The sequence below is a fragment of the Exiguobacterium abrahamii genome, from assembly GCF_015645365.1.
In the GTDB taxonomy this organism is placed as follows: Bacteria; Bacillota; Bacilli; order Exiguobacteriales; family Exiguobacteriaceae; genus Exiguobacterium_A; species Exiguobacterium_A abrahamii.
The window spans coordinates 1115006-1137204 of the sequence record NZ_JADOYC010000001.1 but is presented as its reverse complement, the minus strand read 5'-3'; the positions used below and the strand labels follow the sequence as shown (position 1 = coordinate 1137204).

At 47.1% G+C, this 22199-nt stretch carries 21 protein-coding genes; 7 read left to right on the top strand and 14 right to left on the bottom strand.

What is annotated here, in order from left to right:
- The first annotated feature begins 57 nt into the window (after positions 1 to 57).
- Positions 58 to 981, top strand: a complete 924-nt coding sequence (locus ITJ88_RS05630) for a zinc-dependent alcohol dehydrogenase (RefSeq protein ID WP_195864891.1) — start codon at positions 58 to 60, stop codon at positions 979 to 981.
- Here the strand turns inward: ITJ88_RS05630 and ITJ88_RS05625 are convergent.
- Positions 963 to 1559, bottom strand: a complete 597-nt coding sequence (locus ITJ88_RS05625) for a hypothetical protein (RefSeq protein WP_195864890.1) — start codon at positions 1557 to 1559, stop codon at positions 963 to 965. The two genes, ITJ88_RS05630 and ITJ88_RS05625, sit on opposite strands and share 19 nt — an antisense overlap.
- The gene (locus ITJ88_RS05620) at positions 1560 to 2291 is read right to left on the bottom strand and encodes a DUF5694 domain-containing protein (RefSeq protein ID WP_195864889.1); all 732 of its coding nucleotides are present in this window, start codon (positions 2289 to 2291) and stop codon (positions 1560 to 1562) included.
- 109 nt (positions 2292 to 2400) lie between these two features.
- On the opposite strand from ITJ88_RS05620, the gene ITJ88_RS05615 reads away from it, so the two are divergent.
- On the top strand, positions 2401 to 2754 hold the full coding sequence (locus ITJ88_RS05615; protein ID WP_195864888.1) for a hypothetical protein: 354 nt from the start codon (positions 2401 to 2403) through the stop codon (positions 2752 to 2754).
- Between the two features lie 345 nt (positions 2755 to 3099).
- Here the strand turns inward: ITJ88_RS05615 and ITJ88_RS05610 are convergent, their stop codons facing one another.
- Positions 3100 to 4452 (bottom strand): phenylacetate--CoA ligase family protein, encoded by a 1353-nt coding sequence (locus ITJ88_RS05610; protein WP_195864887.1) that lies wholly within the window; start codon positions 4450 to 4452, stop codon positions 3100 to 3102.
- 172 nt (positions 4453 to 4624) lie between these two features.
- Between ITJ88_RS05610 and ITJ88_RS05605 the strand changes: the two genes are divergently transcribed.
- Entirely contained in the window at positions 4625 to 5479 is an 855-nt protein-coding gene (locus ITJ88_RS05605) for an AraC family transcriptional regulator (protein WP_195864886.1), read from the top strand.
- 53 nt (positions 5480 to 5532) lie between these two features.
- Here ITJ88_RS05605 and ITJ88_RS05600 read toward each other — a convergent pair whose 3' ends face one another.
- Positions 5533 to 6882, bottom strand: coding sequence for a phenylacetate--CoA ligase family protein (locus tag ITJ88_RS05600; protein ID WP_195864885.1), 1350 nt, complete (start codon positions 6880 to 6882; stop codon positions 5533 to 5535).
- Positions 6883 to 7127: 245 nt separating this feature from the next.
- Entirely contained in the window at positions 7128 to 7517 is a 390-nt protein-coding gene (locus tag ITJ88_RS05595) for a hypothetical protein (protein WP_195864884.1), read from the bottom strand.
- 159 nt (positions 7518 to 7676) lie between these two features.
- Between ITJ88_RS05595 and ITJ88_RS05590 the strand changes: the two genes are divergently transcribed.
- Positions 7677 to 9101 (top strand): NAD(P)H-binding protein, encoded by a 1425-nt coding sequence (locus tag ITJ88_RS05590; RefSeq protein ID WP_195864883.1) that lies wholly within the window; start codon positions 7677 to 7679, stop codon positions 9099 to 9101.
- A gap of 121 nt (positions 9102 to 9222) precedes the next feature.
- Positions 9223 to 12810, top strand: a complete 3588-nt coding sequence (locus ITJ88_RS05585; RefSeq protein WP_195864882.1) for a dynamin family protein — start codon at positions 9223 to 9225, stop codon at positions 12808 to 12810.
- 55 nt (positions 12811 to 12865) lie between these two features.
- Here the strand turns inward: ITJ88_RS05585 and ITJ88_RS05580 are convergent, their stop codons facing one another.
- The 4 genes from ITJ88_RS05580 to ITJ88_RS05565 form a co-directional block, all read right to left on the bottom strand.
- Complete coding sequence (locus tag ITJ88_RS05580; protein WP_230088764.1) at positions 12866 to 13444, bottom strand: LysR substrate-binding domain-containing protein; 579 nt, start codon at positions 13442 to 13444, stop codon at positions 12866 to 12868.
- A complete protein-coding gene (locus tag ITJ88_RS05575; RefSeq protein WP_195864880.1) occupies positions 13377 to 13775 on the bottom strand; it encodes a LysR family transcriptional regulator in 399 nt (132 codons plus the stop codon). The genes ITJ88_RS05580 and ITJ88_RS05575 overlap by 68 nt, the downstream gene beginning before the upstream one ends.
- Before the next feature lie 12 nt (positions 13776 to 13787).
- A complete protein-coding gene (gene corA, locus ITJ88_RS05570) occupies positions 13788 to 14738 on the bottom strand; it encodes a magnesium/cobalt transporter CorA (RefSeq protein WP_195864879.1) in 951 nt (316 codons plus the stop codon).
- Positions 14739 to 15223: 485 nt separating this feature from the next.
- Complete coding sequence (locus ITJ88_RS05565) at positions 15224 to 15772, bottom strand: hypothetical protein (protein WP_023468520.1); 549 nt, start codon at positions 15770 to 15772, stop codon at positions 15224 to 15226.
- A 284-nt stretch (positions 15773 to 16056) separates the two neighbouring features.
- Between ITJ88_RS05565 and ITJ88_RS05560 the strand changes: the two genes are divergently transcribed.
- On the top strand, positions 16057 to 17175 hold the full coding sequence (locus ITJ88_RS05560; RefSeq protein WP_195864878.1) for an NAD(P)/FAD-dependent oxidoreductase: 1119 nt from the start codon (positions 16057 to 16059) through the stop codon (positions 17173 to 17175).
- A gap of 42 nt (positions 17176 to 17217) precedes the next feature.
- Entirely contained in the window at positions 17218 to 17541 is a 324-nt protein-coding gene (locus tag ITJ88_RS05555; protein WP_195864877.1) for a hypothetical protein, read from the top strand.
- A 78-nt stretch (positions 17542 to 17619) separates the two neighbouring features.
- Here ITJ88_RS05555 and egtD read toward each other — a convergent pair whose 3' ends face one another.
- The 5 genes from egtD to ITJ88_RS05530 form a co-directional block, all read right to left on the bottom strand.
- Complete coding sequence (gene egtD / locus ITJ88_RS05550) at positions 17620 to 18576, bottom strand: L-histidine N(alpha)-methyltransferase (protein WP_195864876.1); 957 nt, start codon at positions 18574 to 18576, stop codon at positions 17620 to 17622.
- Positions 18576 to 19856 (bottom strand): ergothioneine biosynthesis protein EgtB, encoded by a 1281-nt coding sequence (gene egtB, locus ITJ88_RS05545; protein WP_195864875.1) that lies wholly within the window; start codon positions 19854 to 19856, stop codon positions 18576 to 18578. Before egtB ends, egtD begins: the two co-directional genes overlap by 1 nt.
- 123 nt (positions 19857 to 19979) lie before the next feature.
- On the bottom strand, positions 19980 to 20963 hold the full coding sequence (guaC, locus tag ITJ88_RS05540; protein WP_195864874.1) for a GMP reductase: 984 nt from the start codon (positions 20961 to 20963) through the stop codon (positions 19980 to 19982).
- Between the two features lie 160 nt (positions 20964 to 21123).
- Positions 21124 to 21630 (bottom strand): NUDIX domain-containing protein, encoded by a 507-nt coding sequence (locus tag ITJ88_RS05535; protein WP_195864873.1) that lies wholly within the window; start codon positions 21628 to 21630, stop codon positions 21124 to 21126.
- Positions 21617 to 22174: a GNAT family N-acetyltransferase gene (locus ITJ88_RS05530; protein WP_195864872.1), complete on the bottom strand. Its 558-nt coding sequence runs from the start codon at positions 22172 to 22174 to the stop codon at positions 21617 to 21619. Before ITJ88_RS05530 ends, ITJ88_RS05535 begins: the two co-directional genes overlap by 14 nt.
- Positions 22175 to 22199: the final 25 nt, after the last annotated feature.

The following is a 22199-nucleotide window of genomic DNA, read 5'->3' as shown; positions in this document are numbered from 1 at the left end:
AGTGATATATGCTTGATCCATATGTCATCAATCCAACAATGAAATGAGGTTTACATATTGAACACTACAACGATTTGCTGTCTTGTTGAGTCGAAGACGCCTGGTTATCTTGTTCGGGAACTGCCGCCGCTTGGCATCCATGACGTCCACGTCCGCACTCTAGCCGGTGCCATCAGTATCGGTGCCGAACTTCCCCAATGGCTCGAACAAGATATGACAGAAACCAGTTATGACTATCCGCTCGAGACAGGATATGAAAGTTACGGCGAAGTGCTTGCAGTTGGTGACGCCGTCCAAATCGTCAAGCCCGGTGATCGGGTTGTCAGCTTTTACGGTCATCAAGATCAGGCGATCGTTCCTGTATCGAAAGTCATCCCAGTTCCTGCTCATGTCTCACCACGTGAAGCCTTACTACTGATTCTGTCCTGTGACGCGGCAAAAGGCGTTCGAAAACTGACATTGACATCCGACACAAGCGTCTTAGTTTCTGGAATGGGTACGATCGGTTTGCTGACAGTGCATTACTTGCGACATTATGTCAATGTTCATCAGATTGATATCCTCGAGCCGCTAACGTCCCGAGCGGAGTTAGCGCGTCAATTAGGTGCACGTGTCATCACACCGGGTTCAAGTATGTATGACGCCGCCATCGAATGTTCCGGACGCCAAGCGGCCTTTGCCGAGCTTCAGTCTGCTGTCCGTCCTCATGGTGCAATCTGCGTCTTATCGGACGGCAACCGGGAAACCTTGACGTTGACACCCGCGTTTCACGCGAAAGAACTTCAGATCATTGCATCGAGTGACGGCTGGGACTACCGCAAGCATGCAGACTGGCTCTTTTCAGACGATCGTCACGTGACATTGCCCGCATTGTTCGAACACGAGACTTCGTTTTCAGAGCTTGCCAGTTGCTTCGCTAGCTTAATGGAAACACCAGATCTCCCGATCAAAGTATTCGTTGATTATGAGCAGACGAGCTGAACACCATTCGGATCCGTACCTACGAGCGAGACGTCGGAAAAGACTGCTTCTTGTAAGACGGTCTTCTCCCCGCGGACGGTTTGGATTTGTGACATCGGTCGATCGAACAGTTTCGCTAAATCCGCCTCTAATCCTTCGCGCGGCGTCGCTAGGATCAGACGCTCAAGTGTCGTTCCATCAGTATCCGCAATTGCATCTTCATGGACTTGCAGTTCAATCCGTAATCCGTACGGTGTTTGCAAGAACTTCCGCCGCTCGTTCGCTTGGACTGTGAACGATAATGTTTCTGCGCGATCAAGAATCGTTTGCACGTCACCGGGCTGAATCAAAAATCCGATGTGATCGAAGCGAACCGTTTTTCCGAATCCGATCGTCACATTGACCGCTCCCCGTTTCATTTCAATGATTCGGAATAAAATGTGATCCGCTCGGAAATCATCCCATGACAGAGGTGGATTAAACGACGAAAATTCTCCGTCTTTTTTCCCAATCCGCTGGGAAACGTGAAACCCGCGTGCCGTGTACCAAGCTTCTGTTTCTTCCAAATGTGGTGTCCAAATATGGTAGTGAAATAGCATTTACATACACTCCTTTTTGTTGTTCCAATCATTCCACGTCATCACTTCGACTTGGTTCGATTCATTCAAATATTGTCGTAATAACGGGAGGTGCGCAGCACCGTATAAACAGACGATTCGTTCATTCGCCTGAGCGAGGTGCAGTAAACGATTTGCGATCTTTTGATTGCGGACTCGCCAGTAGCGTTCAACCCAAATCCGCCCGCTCTCCAGTCGTTCGATTTGATCATAGATTCTAGCCGACGCTGCAATCGTTTCTTCAGCGTGCAATCGATCGAGCCATTCGGAGAAGGATAACTGCTCCATCGCGTGCTCTAACTGTCGGGTCCGATTCATCTCAGCCGCGACGATCGTCTCAAAGGCTTCCGGATGATGTGAACGGACGATTCCTAAATCCGGTACGCCGGGTACGATTTCGTTCCAATCGACCCCATGGAGATCTGCTACTCCTGCCATCCGGGCTAAGCGAAAGCCGATTTGTTGTCGTTCATTTTCGGTTAAATCGCTCTCGTGTTGGTAGGTTTCATATGTATGTTGCAGGTCACTCATGCGTTCAGGTGCCGTCTCAAGGGCAACGCATGTCGGTCGAAATGCGTTCAATCGAGCAACGACTTCTTGGATTTCCCGTTGCCGTCTCTCTGACCTGACATCAAATATCGATGGACGAATCATGTCACCATTGGTCGGACGATCGAGATGGAACATGCCTAACAGTAAAATCTGAGGTTTCATCTATCTCCCTCCTTTTCCTGATTTTACCTTATACTTGGTATAGGAAGCGACTTTTACCTATCATGAATTTACGTTACTATTCAACGAATACTCATATAAGGAGGTTCCGATGAAAAAGATATTCGTCATTGTGTTCATTGGATTTTTATTCGGATGCAGTCAAACCGGTACAGAAGACGAAGCTAGTCATGCCATGATCGTCATTGTGAATAACAAAGAGTATAACGGTACAGAAGTTGAATTGGATGCATCTATGCAACAAGGAGAAAAAATGAGCACGATACTAAAGAAAACAAAAGCCTCTGAAATGCCCCAAGCGAACAGTCAATCGAATCTTTTTTCAGTCGGCTCCACCATCTATTCTGTTAAAGGAACAGAAGATTTTATCATCGTAAAAGACAAAAAAAATAAAAAATGGCTTTTAAAAAAGGTAAGGGATATCAAAAACAATTTGAATCAATGAGGCACTTTAACACTTTTAACGTGGTACCTCTTTAGAGTACCAACAACAGAGATGTTTTGTACTTTTATACGAGGTATGGTGAGAAGAAATTAGAAAGGGACTGACTCAAAAGTCAGCTTCCACAAAGATAAGGGGGGCAAAATGATGATTTGCCACCCTTATCTCATAACAAAAAGAATGACGCGTTTCACGCCACTCCTACAGGAAAAAGCGCATCTTTGCGCTGTCAGAGACAAATAAGACCCGCTTTCCTGCTTGAATGAAGCAGGAAAACTGGCTTAGGTCTCGCCTGAGGAAAGGGCGTGAAAAGACACGCCATTCTTTTTTTGAGTCAGCCTCTTTTTTTCATCCTGTTAAACTTGATTTAACGAGTAAAATTTTCCCGCTTTCCTCGGCATCGATATAAGATACGGCTTGTACATCGAGATGGATATCACGACCGAATAAACGGTACAGCCGTTCCATCAGAAGATGTTCGTCTGATTTACTGAACCGCTCTGCGTCCGGAACGTAGTAGATTGATACGCTATCTGTCGTCATTTGAACATATTGAATACGTTCGATACTGTTTGGCAAATGTTTGACGAGACTCGACAGTTGCGCTTCAAAAATCTTTTGCCCATCCGGTTTTTGGATGAAGGCCCGCCCCCTGCCGTCAATCGATTCGATGATTGGTCCCGGGTGACCACAGGAACAGGTGCGCTGACTGAGCGTCATCCGATCTCCGACCCGGTAGCGAATGAGGGGGGTTCCGTGTGTATCAAAACTCGTCACAAGAATCTCCCCGTCTGTATCGAGTTCGATGATCCCCATCTCATGGTGCAGATGTTTTTGACCAAACCGGCATTCCGAAACGATAGGTGCCCCTTCAGACGATGCATATTGATCAAAGACTGGTCCGCGAAACACTTCTTCGATGACTTGGCGCTCTTCCGCGTCGATCCGCTCTGCCGTCGGGAAAATCGCAACCGGTTGACACGTCAAGCGGATCCCTTCTCGCTTCGCGAACCGGGCGAGCTCAATCATCGCTGACGGAAGACCATCAATCGTTTCTGGTTGAAAACGTTCGATGGCTTCAAGATACGCTGCCATCGTCCGTGGGGATAACCGTTTCACCGTGAACAAGAGTTGATTCGCCGCTCGGTTCATCCGCCAATATACATCTGACTGTTGACGCTCGGGTACTAAATCTTGCGCTGTAAAACTAGCACGACGCATCCCGCGTCGCACTCCATGCGTCGCTTTAAAGTAGTCAAGATGGGCCATGCGAATTTGCATATCCGGTATCGTATATCGTACTTGCAGGGACGTGCCTGTCGTTCCACCCGTTTTCCCTATGATTGGCGCAGCGACATCTGTTTGAATGTCTTCCATGTGCGTTCGTAATATTTCTTTTGATAGTACAGGAATATGTTTTAGTTCGGATAAGTCCGTTAACGGCAGGCGAATGTCATGTGAAGTGAAGAGCTGACGGTAATAGGGACTGTGTTCAGTACAGAAGCGAAGGAAGTCATTTAAACGATCAAGTTGTTCCGCTTTGACGTCGATCGTCGTATGTTCTCGTTCGAGGAGCATCCGGAACCGTTCTTGATAGACCGGTCCATAACGTTCGCGATGCAATTGATACCCATAGAGGGTTGTGAAGAGGTGCTGGAGAAATAGAGGAGAGCGATTGTAGATCTGCTCTTTGATACCCATGTCATCACGTCCTTTCGCAAGGGAAGTAACGGTTTCGATGTCTCTACAATAGCCTATGTACCTGACAGAAATATGACAAAAATAAGGGAATATGCCTCCTGACAAATTGCTATCGGCTTGGACAGGTCCGATGATTTTCGCTCTACTATACTGAAAACAAGGAGGTGACAAGATGTGGCTCGAATCGATTCAACGCGTTATTGACTATATCGAAGATCATTTAGAAGACTCGCTCGATCTCAACGTTTTGACAAAAGTCGCTCAGATGCAGGCTTATCCTTTACAACGGGCGTTTTCGTTACTTGCGATGATGACCTTACCGGAATACATCCGAGGACGACGTCTGACGCTCGCAGCGCAACAATTGACACAGACGGACGAAAAAATCATCGATCTCGCCTTACGTTTTGGTTACGAGACGCCGGAAGCTTTCACAAAAGCTTTCAAACGTCAGCATGGTTGTTCGCCGACGTTGATGCGAAACGAGCGACGTCCGATTCACGCCTATAACCGCCTGAGCATTCAGGTGACCTTGAAGGGACTGAAGCAAATGGATTACCAACTCATCGATCGACCGGCTTTGCAGATTTCAGGATGGCGAAAACATTTCTCGACGCAAGATGGTGCCCAAAAACAGTTGATTCCGTTGTTTTGGAATGATGTGAATCATTCTGGTCAAGATGCTACGTTGTTCAAACAAAATGACGGTCAGATTGAAGGTGTGATTGGTGTCTGTTCCAATTTCACCGAAACATCGATGGATTATTGGATCGCGACGACGGCAACGGAAGTCCTGCCCGGTCAGGAAACGATGACGATTCCGGCGAGTCTTTGGGCGACGTTTCCAGTCGTCGGTCCGATGCCGCATGCCATTCAAGAAATGTGGCAACGCATCTACCAAGAATGGCTCCCATCACATGGGTATGAGCCGTTACCGCACGCAGAACTCGAAGTCTATTCGGCAGGCGACCCATCTGCCGCCGATTATCAATCTGCCATCTGGATTCCGGTGCGTCCGCGCGACTGATGGTTTCAGGACACACGAAAAGCGAGATCATCGGTGATCTCGCTTTTCGTGTGTCATGCATACTGTTGTTTAATCAGTAGTGTCTTTCCACTGATTTCTTTCGGAATTTCCGGTACCGCGCGCATGACGACATTCAATTGTCCGTCAAACAGTCGGTCCAGAACAAAAAATAGTTTCTTCTCATGTTCTTTCTCGAAGCATCGTTCATCCGGAACATATAATAAAACAATCTCGTCCCGCGTCTCTTGAATGTATTGTACGCGTTCGATACAGTTCGGGAACGCTCGAACGATTCCCGCAAGTTCGCCTTCAAAGACACGGTGTCCGTTTCTGAGTTGAATGAAGCTTCTCCCCCGTCCGTCGATCGAAGCGATGATCGGACCTTGATGACCACAAGGACACGTTTCCTGACTGAGCGTCATCCGATCGCCGACGCGGTAACGGACGAGAGGTGTTCCGTGCGTATCGAAGCTCGTCACAAGAATTTCGCCATCTTCATCGCGTTCAATGATCCCCATCTCATAATGTAAATGTTTTTTTCCATACGGACATTCGGCAACGATTGGTGCCCCTTCGGACGACGCATATTGATCGTAGATTGGCGCGTTAAAAACTTCCTCGACGAGCGTCCGTTCTTCTGCCGTCATCATCTCAGCCGTCGGAAAAATCGCTTTCGGTCGAAACGTACAGGTCATGCCATATTTTTTAGCATATCGCGCGACTTCGATCATTCCTGAAGGCAAACCATCAATCGATTCCGGCTGAAACCGATTGAGTTGTTCAATGTATGCAGCGGCGGTTTTCGGATTGATGTTTTTAATCGAAAACAACATCTGATTGATGACTTTATTCGTCCGCCAATAAACTGGTGCCTTTTGTTGCGGGGAAGCAAGGGTTTGACCGGTAAAACTTGCGCGGCGCATCCCTTGATCGACTCCATGGGTCCACTTGAAGAAGTCAAGATGTGCCATCCGGATTTGCATGTCTTCCTTCGTATAATGCACTTGAATCGATTTACCAGTCGTACCGCCCGTTTTTCCGAGAATCGGGGCATGGACGTGCGCATGGACGTCCTCATTTTGTTGGCGTAAGATTTCTTTCGTCAAAGGGGGAATCTGTTTTAGCTCGTCAATTGATTTTAGCGGGAGCTCTAGTGCAATGGTAGAAAACAATTCCTGATAATATGGACTATGTGTTTGGCAAAAATATAGGAAGTCGTTTAATCGATGCAATTGTTCTGCTCGAACGTCAATCGGTCGTCCTAACTTCTGCTTCAGTTCTTGTAAGCGTTGCTGATAGGCGGGACCGTATCGTTCATGGAACAGACGGCGTCCTTGTAAAGTCGTCAACAAGTTTTGGATGAAAATCGGTGAGTGAAAGTAGATCGATTCTTTGAGCTGCATGATGTCACTCCTTCCATAGTTAGACCACCTTTTACTGATACTTTCATCTTATTTCCAGTCGCCGCCCATCTCAATTAGTTCTTCGTGAATAAACTTAGCTTTTATTTTCATGGCGATTTATTTTAATGAACTCTGATTCACGAACATCTTCTTATCGATTCTTGAACTTACAACTTTTCTTTCCCCACAAAAAATCCGATCGACGAAGAGAAGTTTCTTCATCAATCGGATTCATACTAGTGTCATTACGTTTTCGCACCATTTTGTAACATTTGACATCCGTAAGCCCGCAATTTAATCGCTTCGAGTACGAGCGACATCTGTTGCTCATCCAAGCGTTCAATCAGCTCGATGATCGTGATCGTCGTTCGGCCATTATACAGTTGGACGATCAAGTGGATGATCGCTTCTAACGCTGGACTCGGATAGGGTTCAGCTAGAAATTCACGATCAAAAAACTCACCACTATCCGGAAAGAAGTAATCCGAGAAACGTTCGAGCACTTGTGGCTGTCCTGTCGCAAGGTACAGCATCGAGACCATCGCTGCATCTTCTCGTTGTTTCGGCTTTAAACGTCTCCACAACAGATCGAATCGTCGTTCATGTCCCTCTTGCATGAATTGTATCGTCTGCATGGTTGAAGCCCCCTTTGTTTTCATTCTTCCTGTTGGTTCTTTTCCATATGTTACTATTCCCTATTCCATTCAACTGAATCGTCTCAACATATCCTCTTGCGATTGAACCGACTCGATTGGGGGTACATTACAACAGATATAAGAGAGGAGTTTACATCCATGCCAACGCGCCTAGCTTTAGCCGGAGCCACCGGATACATTGGTCACAATTTACTGAACGAACTAAAGAAAAAATACGACGTCATCGCCCTTTCACGAAATGGTGACGACAAGGACAATGAAGAACGCGTCGAATGGCGATCGTGCGACCTCTTTTCTCTAGACGATACGATCGAAGGTATGAAAGGAGCGGACATCGCTGTCTACCTCGTCCATTCGATGATGCCTTCTGCTAAATTGACACAAGGATCGTTTGAGAATATGGACTTATTGTTAGCCGATAACTTCGCCCGTGCCGCAAAAGAAAACGGCATCCGGCAAATCATCTACTTAAGTGGTATCATCCCCGAGGAAACAGAAAATCTATCGCGTCACTTAAAGAGTCGACTTGAAGTCGAACGCGTTCTCGGTGCGTACGGAACACCGGTGACGACGATCCGTGCTGCGTTAATCGTTGGTCCGAAAGGTTCATCGTTCCCAATCTTATCGAAACTCGTCAAACGCTTACCCGTCATGGCACTCCCACGATGGACACGTAACAAGACACATCCTGTCGCCTTACCCGACGTCATTCATGCCCTTGGTGAAAGTGTCGACCGTGATGACGTCAAAGACCGGGCCATCGATATCGGTGGACCGGAAGCGATGACCTATAAGGAGATGATCCTTAAAACAGCCGACATCATGGGTAAACGACAACCGACGATCGACATTCCTTTATTGACCGTTACATTATCGCGCCTATGGGTGACACTCGTGTCCGGAGAACCAAAAGAAACCGTCTATCCACTCGTTGAAAGCATGGTCCATGAGATGGTCGCAGATCCAGAAAAAATGGTTCCGGGCATCAGTGACGGTAAAATCACATTCGAACAATCGGTTCGAGATGCGTTAAAAGAGGAGGAGGAACAACACGGATCTTCTTCCTCTTCGTCTTCGACATCAGACGTTCTTGACGTCCGTTCAGTCCAACGTGTTCTTTTACCGAAGGATCGCGATGCCGACTGGGCCGCTGACGATTATATGAACTGGTTGTCTTCGTTTGCCCGCCCCTTCCTATCGTCAACCGTGAAAGATCAAGTCGTCGGAATCCACATTCCGTTTTACGAACAACCGTTGCTTGAATTGACGAAGGAACCGATTCACGATCGACACATGGCGACGTACCGGATTACCGGTGGATTGTTCGCAAAAGTCGAGCAAGACAGCCGTGGTCGGATTGAATTCCGGCAAATTCCTGGTACGCAGGAATGTATCATCGCTATCCATGAATTCGTCCCTGCGTTACCGTGGATACTCTACAAGGCAACACAAGCGAATGTTCACTTGCTTGTGATGTATCTCTTCAAATTACACTTGTTGCGCCGGATTCATTCGACGGAACAAGAATCGACACGTGCGGACGAAATCGTTCCGTCGTCTTGATCCCGTTCAAAACGATTCGCCTCTTCCTTGGCGAATCGTTTTGTGACGTTTGCAGAAGGATGACGAAACGGAAAAAATCGTGATACACTGAACGATGACTGAAAGAAAGGGGTTTCATTGCATGCGCTCATTTGAGGAACGATTATCGAACCAACTCGAGGCGACGGCTTCACTCGCCACATTGATTCAACCTTCAACGGATCAACTCCGTTTAGATAAACTAGATAAATTCGCTGCAAAACTATTAAAACGAGAGTTCACGATTGCGTTTGCCGGTCACTTTTCAGCTGGAAAATCGAGCATGATCAATGCCTTGACGGGTGAATCGGTCTTACCGACGAGTCCGATTCCGACGAGTGCGAACATCGTGACCCTTCAGCAAGGTGAGACGGATTCAGCAATCGTTCACTTTCATGAACAGCCGTCTGTTCGTCTGACAGCAACAGAGCAAGAGGAGCATCTTCAATCGCTTGGCAAAAGTGGGGATGTCCGACAAATCGATTTGACGCATGCCGCGTCCGCGCTGCCTCCCGGTCTCGTCTTGATGGATACACCGGGCGTCGACTCGGTCGATGATGCCCACCGTGTCTCAACGGAGTCTGCCCTTCACTTGGCTGACATCTTGTTTTACGTCATGGATTACAATCATGTTCAATCGGAATTGAACTTCATGGTGACCGATGAACTACAAGCTGCCGTGCCGGAATTATATTTAATCGTCAATCAAATCGATAAACACCGTGACGATGAACTCTCATTCGACGCCTTCCGTCGTTCGGTCCATGCGTCCTTCGCCGAACACGGTGTCGTGCCGAAAGGAATCTTCTTTACAAGCCTACGGGACCCTGCCCATCCGCATAACGATTTCATGGAAGTCGAACAGCTCGTCAAACAAAGCATTCGCGACGCTCAACCAAAGTTGTTGACTTCTGCTGCTCTGACACTCGAAAGTCTTCACCAGGAGCATACACGTTATCTCACACGTCTCGTCTCAGAATCTCACGAGACCATGGCTGAGCAATTGAATGACACTGAACGACGGGATCCGGCGAAAATCGAAACCGAATTAGTGCGTGTCTCGCAACAGTTAGAAGCACGTCAACCGGACCGCTGGGTACAGACGTTTTCGCTGCATCGGGATCAACTCTTGAAAAATGCGACATTGATGCCGTTCGAGTTACGCGAGAAGATGCGTCGCTTCCTCGAGTCACGTCAGCGTGATTTCAAGGTTGGATTATTCCGTAGCGCGAAAAAAACGGAAGCGGCTCAAGCGGAAATCGCACAAGACGTGCTCCGTGCCTATCAGACAGTGACTGCTTCCGAAATTTCGCTTCATTTACGTAACTTGATGAAACAATCGTTACGTGATCTTGATCTCCTGCAGGATAAGCATATCGTCGCAATCGATCAGCTCTCACTCGACCCACCGCTTTCCGTACTCGAAAGTGCCTTGCCAACCGGTATTACGATCACTGGTGAATCAGTGCTCCAGTTCACGAATCGTGTCGCCGAACAGACGCAAGCGTGGTTCGTCAAGGAAACGAACGCGTGGCGTGAGCTTGTTCGTCAAGAGTTGACGGCAACTTTCCCGAAAGAGCAAGCTGAGCTATTGCAGCAACAGACGACACTACAGCACAAATGGAATAGCGTTCAAGCATGGCAACAGGCTACCGTATCACTCGAACGATATGAGCATGGCGTTGCTAATCCATCTGACCAACAACTCGAACAGGCTCGGACGCAAGTTTCCGTCTGGGAGGAGCAATTGATTCAGCAAGAAGCGGCGATCGTTTCCTTTACCGGGTATGAATCGGTAATAGAAACTACTGCGTTTGAAGTAGCGACGACGATCAGTGAGCAACAAACCGTCCGTTATGCACCGGAAGACGTCGCTCAAATCCGTCAGCATCTAAATGGTCTTCAAGGTTTTGAAGATGTTGTTGCTTATTTGAATGACAAATTGGACCGACTGACACACCAATCGTTCACAATTGCCTTATTCGGTGCCTTCAGTGCCGGAAAATCATCGTTTTGCAATGCCTTACTCGGAGATAAGGTCCTCCCGGTCTCTCCGAATCCGACGACCGCATCAATCAACCGGATTCACCCTGTTGACGCTGCACACCCGCACGGCGTGGCAGAAGTCACGTTCAAGTCGGAAGCAGCGATGCTCGAGGATTTAAATGAAGCGATGGTCGGAACGATGACGTTTGATTCAACGAAACATGCATACGATACGCTCTTACCTCGTACCGCGTCACTGGCGGACCCGTTCTTGCGTGCTTTCTTGAAAGGATTCCCTGCCGTTCAATCCTTCATCGGTACCGTTCAGACGGTCGATCAAGATACTTTTAAACAGTATGTCGCGCAGGAAGAACGAAGCTGTTTCGTAGATGTCATCGATTTCTATTACGATAGCCCGTTAACACGTCTCGGCGTGACGCTCGTCGATACACCGGGAGCAGATTCAATCAATGCCCGTCATACGGATGTCGCTTTTGATTACATCAAGAACGCGGATGCGATCTTGTTCGTCACGTACTTCAATCATGCCTTCGCCCGCGCTGACCGTGAATTCTTGATTCAACTCGGTCGTGTCAAAGACGCATTCGAACTCGATAAGATGTTCTTCCTCGTCAACGCGATTGATCTCGCTGCTTCAGATAGCGAACGTCAAGATGTCTTGAACTATGTCGCGACGGAATTGCAACGCTTCGGGATTCGATCGCCTCGACTGTATGGCGTCTCGAGCTTACAAGGACTCGCTGAAAAGCAACAAGAGCGATCGGATTCAACTTCCGGTTTACCTGAATTCGAGGAGGCATTCCATCACTTCCTAGCGGAGGATTTGACCGGTCTCGCCAAAGTATCGTTGTCTGAGCAGACGGAAAAGACCGTCCAGCGACTCGAACGATTTATTGCTGCGACTGAAGCGAATCTGTTGCGAAAAGAAGAACGGTTGGCTGAGTTATCTACTCTAGAACAGCAGGTCACGGATCGTTTCGAAGACAATCGCGCCGCTTTGATTGAACCTGCACTTAAAGCAGAGATCCATGAGCTGTTGCATCATGTCGTACAACGCATTTATTACCGTTTCCCTGACTTTTTCAAGGAAGCCTATAATCCTGTTCGTTTTGCTCAAACTGGCAAAGGAGTGGCATTACAGGATGCGTTAACGGAACTGTTGACGTTCCTTCGGTTCGATTTTGAACAAGAGCTCCGGGTCACACATTTCCGTGTCGACCAATGGCTCGAAGCGGCCTTGATCCGGCGTCAACAAGAGGAGCAACAGTTGCTAGAGCAATGGAACGAATCCTTCCAACTCGCGCCTGTCACGGTCTCTCGATTAAATGAAATGACGTTTGAAGGACCCTTCGAAGATGCAACGCCTTATATCGGCGTCAAACGCCACTTCCGGAATGCGAAAGCCTTCTTTGAAAAAAATGAGAAGGAGCAGTTGAAGGAGGAGCTTGCGACATTAACGAAACAAGAAGCACTCGCGTATACTGCCACTCAAGAAGAACGCTTACTTGCAGTCGTGTCGGCACATCTGGACGCTTCTTTGACAGCCGTTTCAGAGCACCTATTACGCCAAACACTCGAGCAACTTGAGAGTGAACGCGCGACGTTACAGGCACAAGAGACGCTGACTCCTTATAAACAAGCAGCAAAGCAGATTCGCAGTCTGACGCAACACGTCACTTCATGAAATACAATCGTTCAGCACAAAAGACCGGAGCGCGATGCGTTCCGGTCTTTTTTCTTCATCGCGCAGGCGTCGGCCAGTACGACTGAAAATAGTGGACGATGTATTGATGAACGTGCCGGACGACAGGACGTAATTCCGTCCCGACAAGTCGGTTCAACGAGACATCCCATAACATCGGTGGGTCGAACGGAATGATTTTAATGTCATCCGCATGATGAAACCGTAGTATCGGCTCCGGTAGGATTGAGATGACGTCAAGTTCTTGGACCATCCCGATCAACAAGTCCCATGCCCCTGACATGAAGAAGATATTCGGCTCTTGCTGCACTTTACGAAACTCCGATAGTATTTGATGATGTAACATGAATCGATCGTTCAAGATGACAAGTGGTTCATTACCGATATCACGATACGATAGCGCTTCTTTAGCTTGAAACGGGTGATTCGGACGCACGGCGACGACGACCTCATCTTCGATCAATCGAAAACGTTCGATACCATAGGATTCGCCCGGTTCGATCAAAATGGCCAAGTCGAGTTCTTCAAGTAACAGTCGACGCTTGAGTTCAAACGCCCCCTCTTCGATGATTTCGAGTTCGATGCCTGGATGTTCCGCCATGAACTTCGGAATCAACTGCGAAAATAAGACAGGGAGGATGACGGGGGGGAATTCCAAGACGGACTTTCCCTCGGACGACGTTCGAGCGTTCACGGAGATGTCCCATCAATGCTTGATGACGTGTCAAAACGATCTTAGCATCCTCATACAATTGACGTCCCGTTTCCGATAATCCTGTCAACCGTCCGTGCTTTCGAATGAACAGTTCTACTTGTTCCAGCTGTTCGAAATCGCGGATCATCTGACTAAGCGCCGGTTGTGAGATCGACAAGTGCTTCGAAGCACGCGTTAAATTATAGCCTTGCTCGACGATCGTCGTAAAAAAGAGCAATTGTCGAATATCCACTTACATCCCCCCTTATTCATCAAACCAACGATTTTTTTTGAAGAACAGAATCATTCCTAAAGCGAGGAGTCCCATTGCCCCTAACGTTACGAAATAACCATACCGGGTCGTCAGTTCTGGCATATGTTCGAAGTTCATACCATATATACCGGCGATGAACGTCAACGGCATGAAAATCGTCGTGAAGATCGTCAATGTCTTCATGATACTATTCATCCGGTACGAGTTGAGAGAGATGAAATTATCCCGAAACTCAGACGTCATCAATCGGTTGTATTCAATCATTTCCGATAACTTCAGTAAGTGATCGTATAGATCGCGAAAAAATGCCTGTTTCTTCGGATGAATCGATAACCGCTTCGATTCAACGACACGGTACAATAAGTCCCGCATCGGCATGACCGTCCGCGAGATTCGAAGTAACCGCGCGCGTAGTTCGAAAATCTCTTCCATCAACCGACGATCGTTTCCACGCGTCCGGTAGCGTTCCTCAAGTGCAAACAATTCATCTTCCGTCGCATGAACGATCGGAAAATAACCATCGACGATCTTGTCCATGATTTTATGAACGAGGTCGACCGTTTCTTGTTTGTCGAGGCGTTGGCTACACTGTTCAAACACGATATCAATTTCTGGCGAAGATTGCTCATGGTAGCTGACGAGATGCCGGTCGCTTGCGAACAAATTGATTTCGCGACTCTTCAACGTTCCTTCATCGAGTGCATGAAGGACAAAAAAGCTATGTTCTGTATAATATTCAAGCTTCGGACGTTGTAAGTAATGGAAACAATCTTCAATAGCTAGCGGATGAAAATCAAAGGCCTCAATCAATTTTTGCTTTTCTGCATCTGTCGGTTGATCGAAATCAACGAAATAACGTGTGATGCCCGATTCCTGTATCCGACTTACATCATCGGTCAAAATGATTGTGTCATTCGCATCGATCAGTATACAACGAATCAACTTTTTCTCCCCCTTTTCCTATGTAAGCGTACTACATTTTTTCGTATGCAACAAAAAAAGGATTTCCTCGAAGAGAAATCCTTTCAGATTGTAGACAAATGAACTGACTCAAAAAATGACACACCTTTTCACGCCCTTTCCTAAGGCGAGACACAAGCCAGTTTCCCCGCTCCATTCGAGCAGGAAAACGGGTCTTGTTTGTCTCTGACAGCGCAAAATCGCGCTTTTTCCTGTAGGAGTGGCGTGTAATGCGTCATTTTTTTATACCCGGAAGAAGGACCGAGAAGCATTTTGTTCACTCGACATCGCTTCCTAGGGAAAAACAAGCAAGAGCGACCCTGCAGCGAAGCGAAGCGGCGCAATGCTTGTCCCAGGAAAACGATACGAATCGAACAAAAAAGCGCAATCCTTCTCGTTAGAGAACAATTGCACTTGTCTTCAGTCTCAAAAGATTTCCCCGAAGAGAAATCCGTTTCATATAGCAATCAACCATGTTCAATATAAAAGCCGCTCCAATAAACTTGACGATACGTGAACTCTTTTCCACTCTTCGTCGTCACAAGCATCTCATCTTCTGCCATGACAGCTATTTTAATGGGTACTTCACCGTGATCCGTCAAATAATTGAGAATTTCAAGATGCCGATTCAACCAAAGACGACGGCGGAACCAACGAAAACGACTGAATGCCGCACTGAAGTGGAGTAAGGCGAGCGCAAGGATAATTAAAGCAAACGGAAGTGGAATGTCGAACAACGCAATCAAATATACATCTGCAATCAGCAAGGATAACGAGAGACCCATTTCCGTCATCTCCATGAAAGATGCTTTATAGGTCGCGAAGTAGGTCATCACACGAAACAGGAAGATGACCGTGAGGTACGGTACGAAGTACATTTGAAACACATGGTCCGTGCCGCTGTTGACGAACATGAGCAGTGGCAGGAAGAATAGCAATTTCCAGATTAGGATGGCGGAATAAAATAAAGTATGATCCGTGTAGCGTCTGCGTACGATGGCTTGACTCATATTCATTGCCTTCCCCTCCTTCATGATGGACCGTTTCAAAGTCGATGATGACAGGACATGATGCCTATAAGGGTATGTTTCCGAATTCAGCTGTTTCTAATCGTCTAATTCACAGTTTTTAGAAACTGTATATTTAGTATACGTCATGACGCGCCAAATAGTTCACTTTCCCCATCATTTCCCATCATTCGATGTGCTACAGATTGGAAACCCGCTCTTGCTAGTCGTCCGGATCTTCTACTGCTACAATAAAAGATATTCCAATTGAACAGAATCGAGTTGAATCTTACATGTATTCCCATATCATCATCGGCGCCGGAATTCTCGGTGCCTCGACTGCCTATCATTTATCGAAGGCTGGTGAACGCGTCTTACTCGTCGATCGGAAGGAACCCGGTCGAGCCTCTCATGCGGCAGCCGGTATTATCTGTCCATGGATGACACAGCGACGAAATAAGGCATGGTACCAATTAGCAAATAACGGCGCTCATTTTTACAAGACATTGATTCCTGAACTCGAAGCACTCGGTGAGACAAGTACGGGTTATCAGCAAGTTGGCACGATCGCCTTACACGAAACATCAAAAATTGAAAAGATGGAGACGATTGCGCAAAATCGTTTTCCGGAAGCCCCTGCCATCGAACGTATCGAAAGACTTGACCAAGATCGTGTCAAAACGCTCTTTCCACTCGTCGAACAGATCGAGGATGCTTTATTCGTTTCCGGTGGTGCCCGCGTTGACGGACGTGCCTTGTGTGCCGCACTGATTCGTGGCGCTGTCGAACATGGTGCGACCGTCCTAGAAGGAGATGCTTCTCTGATCGTAGACAAGGGAGTCGTCACCGGTATAACCATGGAAAATGAACAGTACTCGGCAGAACAGTTCATTTTAACGGCGGGCGTCTGGTTAAATGATCTTCTCCGTCCGCTTGACCTTAAAATTGATTTGCATCCGGAGAAGGGACAGATTCTGCAACTCAATTTGACGGACTCTACATCAACGACATGGCCCGTCGTCATGGGACAACGCGGATTATATCTCGTCTCCATCCACGAAGGGAAACTGATCGTCGGTTCGACACACGAAAAGCAAACCGATTATGACTTGAAACCGACCGTCAAGGGGATGCATGCTTTATTGAATCGCGCCTTACCTGTCTTACCAAGTCTCGAGGAAACGACGATTGATGAACTGCGTATCGGCTTACGTCCGTATACAAAAAACTCCCTGCCGGTGATCGGACCGCTTCAAAATCATCCGAACGTGTTCCTAGCGAACGGACTTGGTGCATCCGGTTTGACGATCGGACCTTATCTCGGTAGCCAATTAGCGAAGCTTGCGAATCATCAAACTCCTGATATCGAATGGACGACTTATGAGCCGACCTACGTCTCTCTCGACTCCTGACCCACTCTATACTTCACTTTGAAAGGAAGTACACCATTGTCCATGAAACCAATCGTTTCTCTCGAATTATTCGATGCTTTAGATATCCGTGTTGGTACAATCCTATCCATTTCGGATCAATCAAACGACTCGATTCAGCTTGAACTACAATTCGATGGATTTACACGTCTCTTTTCACTCGACTGGGAATCACTGCGTCCCGATGTTCATGAATTGCTTGGAAAACAAGCGATTGCCGTTCTCAATATACCCGGTCGCACGCGTGAAGAGTCCGGTCGGGTGCTTGAGATCGGTCGCTCGGAACAATGGATGCCGATTCTCGTCGTACCGGAATATCCGATTCCGGAAGGCGCACGCGTCGAATAAGGTAGAATATTTAGAAAAACACTCCCTGTGTCGCTTCGTAACGGAAGCTTTCAAGCGGGAGTGTTTTTTGATGTGCCGTTACATTTTTTCTAAATAATGCACGCTGAATCGTTCATTGTCATCGATCCAGCAATTGACTGAATGAAAACCACTTTGACGGGCAAGTGTCTCAAACTCTTCTTTACTATACTTATAGGAGTTTTCCGTATGAATCGTTTCCCCTTGCTTAAACGGAACCGTCACATCTCCAACTTGCACGAGTTGATCGAGTTGACTCCGAAGATGCATTTCGATTCGCCCTTTTTCTTCATTATAAAAAGCATGATGTTCGAATCGTGTCACATCAAACGTTCCCTCGAGCATCTGATTCAAATGCGTCAACATGTTCAAATTGAATGCTGCTGTGACGCCGGCTGCATCATTATAAGCCCGTTCAAGCAAATCAACAGACTTTTTCAAATCAACACCGATCAAGAATCCATCTCCCGTTTCAAGAATTCGTGAGGAATGACGTAAGAAGCGCATCGCTTCCTCCGGTTCAAAGTTACCGATCGTCGATCCCGGGAAAAAGATGACTCGTTTTTGAGACTCCTCGACCGGTAAAGAAATCGATTGTGAGTAATCCCCACAGACCGCTTTAATATGCAGCGCAGGATACCGTTCCGACAATTGGCGTGCAGATTCCATCAGGAAGTCTTTTGAGATATCAATTGGCATATACGTATCTAGATGTGTAAATGTCTCCAGTAACATCTGGATTTTACGACTGCTGCCACTTCCATATTCAATCAGTGTATGCACATCACCGATACTTCGTGCGATCTCCGCTCGATGTTGCTCCAAGATGGCGAGTTCTGTCCGAGTCGGATAATATTCCGGTTGTTGCGTAATCTGTTCGAACAACTGGGATCCAATATGATCATAAAAATATTTTGCCGGTAAGACCTTTTGTTCTTGCATCAGACCTTCAATGACTTCTAAACGCATGTTTTGTTGCGGCGTATATAAATCGTACCCAATGACTGTCTCTCTCATCACATGTCACCTGCCAATCGGAAGCCGCCAAATAACCAACGTTTATCAGGCGGGAAGAAGTTGCGGTATGTCTCGCGGATGTGATCGTCAGGCGTCACGCACGCTCCTCCACGCAGTACCATTTGATTACACATGAACTTCGCATTGTATTCCCCGAGTGCTCCTTCGAGCGGTTTACTGCCTGGATATGAACTATAAGCGCTCGACGTCCACTCCCAGACGTTTCCGAACATGCTCGCAAGCGTCGTCTCTGACTCTTCGACGGCTACCGGATGAAAGGTTCCGCTTCCCATCATATTACGCTTCGTGACAGAATCGACTTGGCGAGAAGCCCATTCCCATTCTGCTTCTGTCGGCAACCGTTTCCCTATATAGCGACTGTAAGCGTCCGCCTCATAAAAACTGACATGACAGACCGGTTCATCGAGACGAAGTGGTTCGACACCGTTCATCGTAAAGATCGTCCACTCTCCCGCGTCATCCTTCATCCAATATAACGGGGCTTTCCAGCCTTCTTTTTGCACCGTTACATACCCGTCGGACAACCAATACTCTGATTTTTCATAGCCTCCTGCTTCAATGAACGCCAAATACTCCCCGTTCGTGACAGGACGCGTCGCGAGTTTAAACGGATGCAGCCACGTTTTATGACGTGGACTTTCGTTGTCGAACGCAAATCCGTCTCCTGTATGACCGATCTCGACGAGCCCTTCCTCAAATTGGATAAATGATGTTTCCTTGACTGCATTTTCAGGCACATCTGATGCCAACGACTTTGATTGATAAGCAGGTAACAGTGGATTCGTGAAAAAGTTATACTTCACGTCCATCAAGATCAATTCCTGGTGTTGTTGTTCGTGTTGTAGTCCCATCTCGACTAATGCTTCGATTTTTCGTTGGTCTTCTGGAGTCCGTTCTTCCTTCAAGAACTCGACCATTTGTCCATCGACATATGCCCGGTAAGCAATGATGTCCTCGACGGTCGGACGTGACAACATCCCTCGTTGTTGACGAGGCTGGTAAGCACCAATCGAGTTGTAGTACGAATTGAACAGATAATTGTACTTCGGATGGAAGACTTGATAGCCTTCACTATATTCCTGTAGTATCATCCGTTCAAAAAACCAAGTCGTATGGGCGATGTGCCATTTTGGCGGACTCACGTCCGAACTCGCTTGAATGATAAAGTCTTCTGCTTCGAGCGGTTCAATCAAGGCAATTGTTTGGTTACGAACAGTGGCAAATTTTTCGATTAAGTACGATGTCGTTTCAAATAGCATGTCAATCACTCCCTATCCAAAATATTCCGAATCTTTTGGTCCATTTGATGTATACCCCTCCTATGGAAGAGTTATGCTAAAGAAACAAAAAAAGTCCGCTCCGTTAAGAGCGAACTGATCATTTTAATATACTTTATCGCCGTTGAAGATCGAGTTCTTGACGACGACGTAGTCGACCGTCCGAATCGCCTGCAATTTGTTCCCGCCAGCGTACGAAATTGCCGATTGCAAATCTTGCTCCATCTCGATTAACGTATCCACTAGACTTCCTTTATGCTCGACGAACATCTTCTTTCCTTCGACGTTCTTGCGTTCTCCTTTTTGGAACTCAGAAGCAGAACCGAAGTATTCCTTGACGAGCACTCCGTCCACTTCATGCGTCTCACCAGGCGATTCTTCATGCCCTGCGAAGAGTGAACCGATCATGACCATCGAAGCACCGAACCGGACCGACTTCGCGATATCGCCATGCGTCCGAATTCCACCATCCGCAATAATCGGTTTACTTGCTGCTTTTGCACACCAACGAAGTGCCGCGAGTTGCCAACCACCTGTACCAAATCCAGTCTTAATCTTCGTGATACACACTTTACCTGGTCCGATCCCAACTTTTGTTGCATCGGCTCCTGCATTCTCAAGTTCGCGTACCGCTTCCGGTGTACCGACGTTACCTGCGATGACGAAACTTGCTGGTAGAAGCGACTTGATGTGGCGAATCATCTGAATGACAGCTTCCGAATGACCGTGTGCGATATCAATCGTGATGTATTCCGGAGTCAGCCCTTCTGCTGCGAGCTGTTCGATCAGCTGATATTCCTCTTCCTTGACACCGACACTGATTGAAGCGAACAGTTGACGTTCTTGCATCATACGAACGAATGCCAAACGACGAGCCGGTTCGAATCGATGCATGATATAGAAATAATCGCCTTCCGCTAAGAACAAAGCGATCGATTCATCAATGATCGTTTGCATGTTTGCCGGTACGACTGGAAGCTTGAAACGACGACCACCAAACTCGACTGACGTATCACATTCCGAACGACTACCAACGATTGATTTTGCTGGAATTAATTGAATATCTTCATAATCGAATACTACATCCATTAATAACACCTCTAATTACGAATATTTTTTAATATATTAGCGATAATCATTCGCCCCTTGACTACTATAACGAACTGTCTTCATAGTGTCAAAGAAATTTTCGCGTTTTCAAGGTTTTTCAAGAACTTTATTCATACATCACCAGTAAAATGTTCGGTTTTTACTGGTTTTGACATTGTAAATCTGTCAACCAGTGTTCTTCCCAGTCAAAATAGCTTGTTGCTTCGGATGCTTCAAACACATGATCAGGATAAGGGAGTGCTAGAGGTGGGCGATCCTGTTTTGGGAAATATGCCAGTTGCTTCGATTCCCCATCGATCGCTTCGAGCGTTCCCCCGACTACCTTACACTCGAATACTGTCGCTACGTATTCAACTTCGTTTCCGTCCGGGTACGTCAAACGAAACGCCTCTCCACCGAAGGTCGCAATCAGACGGACCGGTCGGACGAATAGACCCGTTTCTTCATAGACTTCGCGAATGACTGCTTGCGCAGGAGATTCTCCCAGTTCGATTGCTCCAGCAGGCAAACTCCAAAACGGACCTCCTGGATCCTGAAAGAGGATATGACCTGCTTCGTTTCGAATGATCGCTGCGACGCATGGTGTAAACAGACGTTGCGTTCCGACAAGTTGGCGTAAATTAGCATAGTAATCAGAGATTGGCATGTTTTGACTCCTTTCGGTCTTCTTTTAATAGGGCAAATAAAATAAAGTCTTCCCAGGCATCGTTGATGAAGAGATTCTGTTTTGCGATTCCTTCTTTACGAAATCCGACTTTTTCAAGGACACGGATCGAGCCGATATTCTCCGGCATGACTTCAGCACGGATCCGGTGGAACTGGTGGACATCAAATAAATGATCAACGAACAATCTGACTGCTTGCGCCATATATCCTCGTCCTGAAAAGGCGGCATCTAGTTGATAGCCGATCATGCACGTCTCGGCTGGTCCACGTTGAACGAACATCGCCGAAACATCCCCAATCAACTGGTCGGTCTCAGATAAAAAGACACCATACGCATAATAAGCATCTTGACGCATTAACTCTTGATGACGATGAATCCGTTCACGTTGCCCTTCGATCGTGTATTGTTCTGGTGACGGCTTGATCGGCATCCAGTATTCAAAGTGATCACGGTTTCGCAAATTCACCTCAAGAATCTCCGCTGCATCTTCCAAGATGTACGGGCGAATGTATACAGGAAGCATATAACGTCCCTCCATTTCCATTATT